Genomic DNA, 1,459 nt, shown 5'->3' on the forward strand with positions numbered 1-1,459 from the left:
TGAGGGCCGGTTGGATAGAAACTTTCTCCGAGGTCTGCTCGGTGACCAGTTGAATGCCCTAATTTCAGGGATTGGCTATAACCTCCGCCTCATTTTGAAGAAGCTGAGGCTTCTTTGGCTGCTTTTCTGGATACAGACCTTCATGTCATCCCAGGAATCAACCTTGGAACCCATTACTCAAACGAGCTTCTGAACGATCGACGAATTATAATTGTCTTTTGTATTGAAACGTTATCTGGAACTGAAGTGTAATCCAGGAATGGGGGCATGGCTATCACCATCCATGGTGAAAAGGTCTGGTTACCTGGGCAGTGAACATCTGCTGGAATACTCCAACAACATCACACTCCATGTAGAGATAAATCATGGCTTGAAGCTTGTTGGGTAGTAAAAAATCAATAGCACTCGAAATGATGGTTTAGGCAACAATAAGGCAACCTCTGATTTTTGCCCAAGAAAAAAGCCATGCTATAGCATGGCTAAGGTACTGACGTCTAAATAGATAAATGGTGCCACCTTCCGGAATTGAACCGAAGGCCTGATCATTACGAGTGAACTGCTCTACCAACTGAGCTAAGGTGGCCTGAATGCTGGAATCTTAGATGGCGAATAATAGACAGTCAAGGGAGTTTTTGCGTACATCAATTTAGGATCTATTGTCTCTAAGGATGCATTTAAGAGACGATGCCTTTAAGCTTGCAAGGACGGATCTTTTATACTTGTAAAGTATGACTCACCTTCTCACTAGGCAGAGGTAAGAACTGCCTTTACATTCTCTAATCTTAGCAAGAGAAAGAAGTACTTAGAACCTAAGAGGGTTGCCGACCACACAACAGGCCTCATGAGCAAAGAGTAGAGACCAATAGACTACCAGCCTGTAGATAACAGACCAGACAAGAATGGTTATTTATGTCTAGTACGACCTCATATAAAAAAATATATTTTTGATCATATTATCATAGATATTGCTGATATCATGTCAGGCATTCATGAATCGGCCTAGTTGCGGTATTTTGAGGTCTGAATTCAGAATGGCGAATGTCACTCGACCTTATGACCACGACCCACCGTAACGGCTTAACGGGCCCCCGACTAGACTGACGGGGTTTTTCGCAATCTCTTACAGAAAATCGATTACAACGACAGTTCTTATATATTAACAATTAGCTGTACCCATTCACCCGCCAAAGCAGTTATGGCCAGCATGCTTGGTATAGAAAGAACAGCTTAATCCATTGTTTTAATAAGTTAATAGACTCTTTCAAAAAAACTAAAAAAATCTGTTGCCATGCCCGCCCAATATCTGCATAATAGCGGCTCCGTAGTACACAACGGGCGATTAGCTCAGCGGTAGAGCACTGCCTTGACATGGCAGGGGTCACTGGTTCAAACCCAGTATCGCCCACCATTTTTACGAAATTAACGGCCTCCTATTAGGAGGCCGTTTTTCGTTGTGTGC

General features: G+C 43.0%; 2 tRNA genes and 1 pseudogene. 2 read left to right on the plus strand and 1 reads right to left on the minus strand.

The window, feature by feature from the left end:
• Positions 1–193, plus strand: a pseudogene (locus V5T57_RS20585) (IS5/IS1182 family transposase); the annotation flags it as partial.
• Positions 194–507: 314 nt separating this feature from the next.
• Here V5T57_RS20585 and V5T57_RS20590 read toward each other — a convergent pair.
• Positions 508–583: transfer RNA gene (locus V5T57_RS20590), tRNA-Thr, on the minus strand.
• 750 nt (positions 584–1,333) lie between these two features.
• Between V5T57_RS20590 and V5T57_RS20595 the strand changes: the two genes are divergently transcribed.
• A tRNA-Val gene (locus V5T57_RS20595) sits at positions 1,334–1,408 on the plus strand.
• Positions 1,409–1,459 lie beyond the last annotated feature (51 nt).

The organism is Magnetococcus sp. PR-3, from assembly GCF_036689865.1.
Taxonomy (GTDB): domain Bacteria; phylum Pseudomonadota; class Magnetococcia; order Magnetococcales; family Magnetococcaceae; genus Magnetococcus.